Below are 6560 nucleotides of genomic sequence, written 5' to 3' on the forward strand. Positions count from 1 at the left end.
ACCGGGCGGCTTTTTGCATTGTTCCCTCGAAGTTCAACCAGACGGCGAGGGTTTTTCATGACGATCGGCACAATTCTCGTAATCATCCTTATCCTGATCCTGATCGGCGCCGTGCCGGCATGGCCGCATTCGCGATCCTGGGGCTACGGCCCCTCGGGCATCGTCGGCGTCATCCTGGTCGTGCTGTTGATACTCTTGTTGATGGGCAGGATCTGATCCTTCAATGAGTTGCGGCCGGGCTTTGGCCCGGCCGGTTCGTTTCCCGTGCTCTGCATTGATCATGCGGCGAGACGCGACGGCTCACGATGACGATATCCCACACATCGGCATCGGCCAGGAGCCGTTGGCCGATGCCGATGCGGACCTCGAAAAGCTCTTGCCCGACGTGCCTTTGCCGAACCTACCGGTCTGGCTCGCCATGCATCGGGACGTGCGCACCAGCATGCGCATCCGCCGCGTGGCGGATTTCCTGCATGAGGAACTGAAGCGCTATTCGGCTGGGACGGGTTCAGGTGCGAATTCGGCCCGGTGAGCGAGGCCGGCCATCAAGAGCACGACGACCAGCAGCGCGGACAGCGCAACGAAGATCGGGCCGAAGCTCGAATGCTCGGCGACGAAGCCGATTGCCGACGGCGCCACCAATATGCCGGAATAGCCCATGGTGGTGACGACGCTCATGCCGGTGCCGGACGACATGCCTTCCTGATTGCCGCCGGCCGAAAAGATGATCGGCACCATGTTGGCGATGCCGAAGCCGCAGAAAGCAAAGGCGGCTATGGCAAGGTAAGGCGAGGGCGAGAGGCCGGCGACCAGCATGCCGGCGGCGGCGACCAGCGCGGAGCCGCGCAAGGTCGACACCGCGCCGAAGCGGTTGCGCACGCTGTCGCCCAGGAAACGCATCAGCGCCATGACGCCTGAGAAGGCGGCATAGGCCAGCCCGGCGACCGCGAGATCGGCACCCAGCTCCTGGTGCAGGAAGAGTGCCGCCCAGTCGAGCACCGCGCCCTCCGAAATCATGGTGAGGAGCGCCATCAGCCCGACCAGATAGACGGCCGTATGCCGCGGCAGCGTGAATTTCTGATGATCGACCACCTGCGGCCGGTCCTCGGCGATGAGATAGCGAATGGCAAAGGTGATGACGGCAAAGGCGATGACCGTCACCGCGACGGCATGGGCAAGATAGCCGTAATTCTGGATCGAGTAGCCACCGAGCGCGCCGCCGGCGAAGCCGCCGAGGCTCCAGAAGCCGTGCGACGACGACATGATCGCGCGCGAAAGCCGCCTTTCCACCACGACGGCATTCGAGTTCATCGCGACATCCATGCCGCCGATTGAGCCGCCGAAGACGAGCATGGCAATCGCCGCCAGCGGAACGTTAGGGGCGAGCGCCACGATCAGCAGGCCAAAGCTGCCGCAAACACCGAACCAGCGCGTCACGCTGCGCGAGCCGTGCCGGGAGATCAGATGGCCGCACCAGGTCATGGCGATGACCGCGCCGACGCCGAACAGGAGGATCAGCAGGCCGAGGGTGAATCGGGTGATGTCGAGCCGGGTGAGGAACACCGGGATCTGCGGCGCCCAGCTGCCGGTCAAGAAACCATTGGCGAGGAAAATACCGGCGACGGCCCAGCGGCCGCGCGCCGCGGCCTGCATCGTGGTTTGCACGCTCATGGTCTGAAATCCGCCATGCAAAGGATTCGCGCGGCAAATTAGATCGATTCAATTCGTAGTCAAGGACCGCAGCGGGGAAGTGCTTGGACCAAGGGAGCGCTCGGGGGTCGACGCCTCTCCGTTCGTCATCCACGGGCGGAGCAAGGAGCGAAGCGACGCGCGTAGACCCGAGGATCCATTCCGTGCCTTAGGAGCGTTGCAGCGGTGCAGAAGGTCCCCGAGCGGCGCCGTTGCGATGATATTCTGGACCGCGGCATTCTTCGGCAGGCGTCACGGAATGGATTCCAGGGTCTGCGCGCGTCGCTTCGCTCCTTGCTCCGCCCTGGAATGACGAAGCCGCAGGGACGAGCCATACAAGGCCGCTTAGTGATCCTTTGGCCGTCGCGCCTCGAACTCGGCCTTCTTGGCTTCCGACGCCTCGGTCTGGTTGAGCGCCTGCCATTCGGCATAGGGCATGCCGTAGATGATCTCGCGCGCAGCGTCTTTCGACAATGCCACACCTTCGGCTTCGGCGGCTTCGCGATACCAGTTGGACAGGCAGTTGCGGCAGAAGCCGGCAAGGTTCATCAGGTCGATGTTCTGGACATCGCCGCGCTCGCGCAGATGCGCCACCAGCCGGCGGAACGCGGCTGCCTCGAAATCGCGTTTCTGGTCGTCGTTGAGCTCGGTCATGGGGAACTCCGCCGTCGGTCTCGTCACACAGGTCCGGTGCGCGAGCCGAACATTTTCACCTGATGTATATCGGGGCGCCGGTCGATGGCGTCAACGATCGGCGCCAAGCGTTCGGCCCAGGCCAAGGCGCCGGCGCGGTCGGCGATCAGGTCCTGACGGATTTCGATCAGAGCATGTGCGTAGCCGTTGACGATGGCATGGCGGAACATGGTGTCGCCGCGCAGCGCGCCGTCATAGGGTTCGTTGTCGCCGACGACGAGGGACTTGTCCTCGGCCAGCATGTCGATCAGCGGCCGCGCCACGCGGTCGTCTCGGTCCCACAGGACGCCGACATGCCAGGGGCGGACAAAACCCTGCATCGCCGGCGTGAAGGAATGCACGGAGAGGATGAACGGCGCCTTGCCCGAAGCATGGGCGACGGAGGCGATCATCGCCCCGACGGCGTCGTGATAGGGCCGGTAGAAACGGTCGAGCCGCCGCTCGCGCTCCTCCCGGGCAATCGGATAGTTTCCCGGCACCACGGTCCCGTCATAGAGCTGGCGGATCATGGTTGGGTCGTCCTCGCCCCGGTTGGGGTCGATCAGCAGCCGCGAGAAGCCGGCAAGCACCGCCGGCACGTCAAGCGCAGCGGCGAGCTCGCGCGTCACCGTCTCGACGCCGATGTCATAGGCGATGTGACGATCGAATTCCGACGCCGACAAGCCGAGACTGCCATACTCCTCCGGCAGATCGCGGCGGGCGTGATCGGCCAGCAGCACTACGCCTTTCTTGCGGTCGCCCTCGACAATGTCGAATGGCGTGAAAACTGTGGATCGGGTCATCGGCTGAAAAGGGGATGGCGGCTGCGATGTGGTATCGTCATTCCACGAAGAGGACGCCGGCGCAATGCCGTTGTTTGGCCAAGGTTTCCGCAAAAAATCCCCGATCGCGGGAGAATTTGCGCGACGGGCCATTCTAAATCGATTGGAATTCAACAAAACGGCGCGTTGACATGCGACCGGAGTTTGCTGAAAAGGGGCTTCGAGAGATGCAAATGTGGTTCGCAAGGGGATCTGCGATGGGTTTTGCCGGTCGGTTGCGCAAGCGCCTGGCCGTGCCGTTGCTGATCGTCGGCGCGGGTTTTTTCGCGATAGCCGCGACCTCGCCGGCCCGGGCCGACTTCCGCGTTTGCAACGCGACGCAAAATCTGGTGGGCGTCGGCATTGGCTATCGCGCCAAGGCCGGCTGGATCACCGAGGGTTGGTGGCACATCGAAGGATCGACCTGCAAGACGCTGATCGAGGGTCCGCTGTCATCAAGGTTTTACTATCTTTATGCAGAAGACGCCGAACGTGGCGGGCGCTGGGACGGCCCGATCAACATGTGCGTCGCCGAAAAAGAGTTCAAGATAGCCGGCGTGAATGATTGCGTCGCCCGGGGCTTCCAACGCGCCGGATTTCAGGAATATGACACGGGCGAGCAGGCCAGCTGGATGGTCCAGCTGACCGACGAGCCCGCAACGGGAGGCGCGCCAGCGACCCCCGCTCCGGGAACAAACAGTCAATGAGACGTAGCCGCAAGGTCAAGATCCTCGCCACCATCGGTCCGGCTTCCTCCTCCGAGGAGATGCTGAGAAAGCTCTTCGAAGCGGGCGCCGATGTCTTCCGCATCAATATGAGCCATACCGACCACGAGCTGATGCGCACGCTGGTCGGGCGCATCCGTGCGGTCGAGGCGGCCGTCGGCCGACCGATCGGCATCCTGGCCGACCTGCAGGGCCCGAAGCTCAGGGTCGGCAAGTTCGCCAACGTGAAGGAAGCGCTGGCTGTCGGCCAGACTTTCACGCTCGACGACAATCCCGAAGCCGGCACGTCGAAGCGGGTGTATCTGCCGCATCCCGAAATCCTGAGCTCGGTCGAGGCCGGTCACCGTCTTTTGATCGACGACGGCAAGCTGGAGCTGAAGGCGCTGAAGAGCGACGGCAAGTCGATCACCTGCACGGTCGTCGCCGGCTCGGGCATTTCCGACAAGAAGGGCGTCAGCCTGCCCGACACCGATCTGCCGGTCGGCGCGCTGACCGAGAAGGACCGCGCCGATCTCGACGCGGTGCTTGCCACCGGCGTCGACTGGGTGGCGCTGTCCTTCGTGCAGCGGCCGGAGGACCTTGCGGAGGCCCGCAAGATCGCGCGCGGCCGCGCGCTGATCATGGCCAAGATCGAGAAGCCGCAGGCGGTGGCCCGGCTCCCCGAGATCATCGAGCTCTCCGACGCGCTGATGGTCGCCCGCGGCGATCTCGGCGTCGAGATGCCGCTGGAAGCCGTGCCCGGCATCCAGAAGCAGATCACGCGCGCGGCGCGCCGCGCCGGCAAGCCGGTGGTGATCGCCACCCAGATGCTGGAATCGATGATCACCGCGCCCGTGCCGACCCGGGCCGAGGTCTCCGACGTGTCGATCGCCGTCTTCGAAGGCGCGGACGCGATCATGCTTTCGGCCGAATCCGCGGCCGGCGCCTATCCGGTCGAGGCGGTCGCCATGATGAACCGCATCGCCACCAAGGTCGAAACCGACCCGACCTATGCCGGCATCATCAACGCGCAGCGCTCGGAGCCGGAAGCCACCGGCGCAGACGCCATCTCGCTGGCCGCGCGCGAGATCGCCGAGACGCTGAAACTGTCGGCGATCATCTCCTACACCGCGTCGGGCACCACCGGTCTGCGCGCCGCGCGCGAGCGCCCGCAGGTGCCGATCGTGGCGTTGTCGCCGATCGTCAACACGGCGCGCCGGCTGTCGCTCTTGTGGGGCACGCATTGCGTCGTCTCGCCGGACGCGACCGACCTCGACGACATGGTCGACCGGGCCTGCCGCATCGCGCTGGAGGAAGGCTTCGGCAAGCCGGGCGACCGCGTCATCATCACGGCCGGCGTGCCGCTGCGGACGCCGGGCTCGACCAACATGCTGCGGATTGCCTATGTGGGGTCGGAGACTCACTAGAGCGTAGTCGATATTCGGGTGAGGCCGGCCTGACCCGAATCTCAACACGCCCTTGGCGCTTGAACCTCCGAGTTCAGCCCGGCGCGAGTTCTGCGTCTGGCACCCGGAGCTCAGGACATTTGCCGGCGCCCTGCGCGTCGCCGGCGATCCGGCCTTCCGCGGTCTTGGCGATCGCCTGCAAATCGATCTGCGCGCCGGCCACTTTCGCAATGGCGCCGACCACGAGGTCGCGCGCGATCCAGTCCGGCTTGTGGCCGAGATTGTGGATCCAGACCAGCTCGGCGCCGGGAATGTCGCGTTCCACGCCGATGGAATGGATTGTCGCGTAGACCACCTTGTCGCGATCGCCCGAGATGACGACCGTCGGCGCCTTGATTGCGCGATAGCCAGGCGAGGCGGCGCGGACATAGTCGTAGAGCTGGGCGACATCGCGGGCGTTGGCGCGGAAGGCGGACGGCCGCAGCACCAGCGGGATCGAGGCATTGTCGACGTAGGAGTCCGGCACAGCGTTCGGCGAGAAGACGCAAGACGTCGCGCCGCCGATCTGCAGCATGCCGGCCGGATAGGCGAGCGTTTCGGAAAACAGCCAGCCGATCGCCGGCGTGGCCGTGAGCTTGTAGTACCAGGCGGTCGCGCCGCCCGGCCAGGGATGCGTGGCGGGCGAAAGGAAGACGAGGCCAAGCGTTTTTTCCGGATGCTGACGGGCGAAGGCCGTGGTGATCGCGCCGCCGAAGGAATGGGCGACGATGACTGCGTCGCGGATTCCCAGCCGGTCCATCAGCGCGGCAATGGTATCCGCCTGCTTCGCCAACGTCTCATTGTCTCCGCGCTCCGACCAGCCGAGCCCCGGGCGGTCCAGGAACAGCATTTCGGCGCGACCCTCGAGGAGGGGCTTCAGCGGCAGCATCTGGTCCTTGAGATTGGCGCTGGCGCCATGGATGAAGACGACCGGCGGCAGGTCGGCGCCGGCGGGCGCCGGGATATGGACGTAATGGATGCGCGCGCCATCGATCTCGGCGAAGGCGCCGATAGGCGGGCTGCGCCGCTCGACCAGCCAGACGCCGGCGCGGGTGACGCCGGCGAAGGCAAAGAGGAGAGCAACGAGGAAGAGGAGGGCGGCGCAGATGAGGTTCATGCGGGGAGATACGGGGTAGGGCGGAATTAGTTTAGGGCAGTAGGCAGTAGGCAGTAGGCAGTAGGCAGTAGGCAGTAGGCAGTAGGCAGTAGGCAGTAGGCAGTAGGCAGTA

7 protein-coding genes and 1 pseudogene are annotated in these 6560 nt (G+C 65.1%); 4 read left to right on the plus strand and 4 right to left on the minus strand.

Annotation, left to right across the window (positions count from 1 at the left end; all coding sequences use genetic code 11):
• Window positions 1-57 precede the first annotated feature (57 nt).
• Window positions 58-216, plus strand: coding sequence for a DUF3309 family protein (locus tag LB552_RS18090; RefSeq protein WP_040991775.1), 159 nt, complete (start codon window positions 58-60; stop codon window positions 214-216).
• Between the two features lie 106 nt (window positions 217-322).
• Window positions 323-532: pseudogene (locus LB552_RS18095) on the plus strand (LysR family transcriptional regulator); the annotation flags it as partial.
• Here LB552_RS18095 and LB552_RS18100 read toward each other — a convergent pair.
• The 3 genes from LB552_RS18100 to LB552_RS18110 all read right to left on the minus strand — a co-directional run bounded on the left by LB552_RS18100 (window position 490) and on the right by LB552_RS18110 (window position 3164).
• Window positions 490-1671, minus strand: a complete 1182-nt coding sequence (locus LB552_RS18100; protein WP_224608901.1) for an MFS transporter — start codon at window positions 1669-1671, stop codon at window positions 490-492. The pseudogene LB552_RS18095 and the gene LB552_RS18100 sit on opposite strands and share 43 nt — an antisense overlap.
• 363 nt (window positions 1672-2034) lie before the next feature.
• Window positions 2035-2343, minus strand: coding sequence for a DUF1244 domain-containing protein (locus LB552_RS18105; protein ID WP_095767315.1), 309 nt, complete (start codon window positions 2341-2343; stop codon window positions 2035-2037).
• A gap of 23 nt (window positions 2344-2366) precedes the next feature.
• On the minus strand, window positions 2367-3164 hold the full coding sequence (locus LB552_RS18110) for an N-formylglutamate amidohydrolase (protein WP_224608903.1): 798 nt from the start codon (window positions 3162-3164) through the stop codon (window positions 2367-2369).
• A gap of 170 nt (window positions 3165-3334) precedes the next feature.
• Here LB552_RS18110 and LB552_RS18115 point away from each other — a divergent pair, with 170 nt between their 5' ends.
• Both LB552_RS18115 and pyk read left to right on the plus strand, forming a co-directional pair.
• Window positions 3335-3889, plus strand: a complete 555-nt coding sequence (locus LB552_RS18115) for a DUF1036 domain-containing protein (protein WP_224608906.1) — start codon at window positions 3335-3337, stop codon at window positions 3887-3889.
• Entirely contained in the window at window positions 3886-5313 is a 1428-nt protein-coding gene (pyk, locus tag LB552_RS18120; protein WP_095767318.1) for a pyruvate kinase, read from the plus strand. Before LB552_RS18115 ends, pyk begins: the two co-directional genes overlap by 4 nt.
• Window positions 5314-5386: 73 nt before the next feature.
• Here the strand turns inward: pyk and LB552_RS18125 are convergent, their stop codons facing one another.
• Window positions 5387-6448, minus strand: coding sequence for an alpha/beta fold hydrolase (locus LB552_RS18125; RefSeq protein ID WP_411966248.1), 1062 nt, complete (start codon window positions 6446-6448; stop codon window positions 5387-5389).
• Window positions 6449-6560 lie beyond the last annotated feature (112 nt).

It is taken from the genome of Mesorhizobium sp. CA7, from assembly GCF_020165015.1.
Classification (GTDB): Bacteria; Pseudomonadota; Alphaproteobacteria; order Rhizobiales; family Rhizobiaceae; genus Mesorhizobium.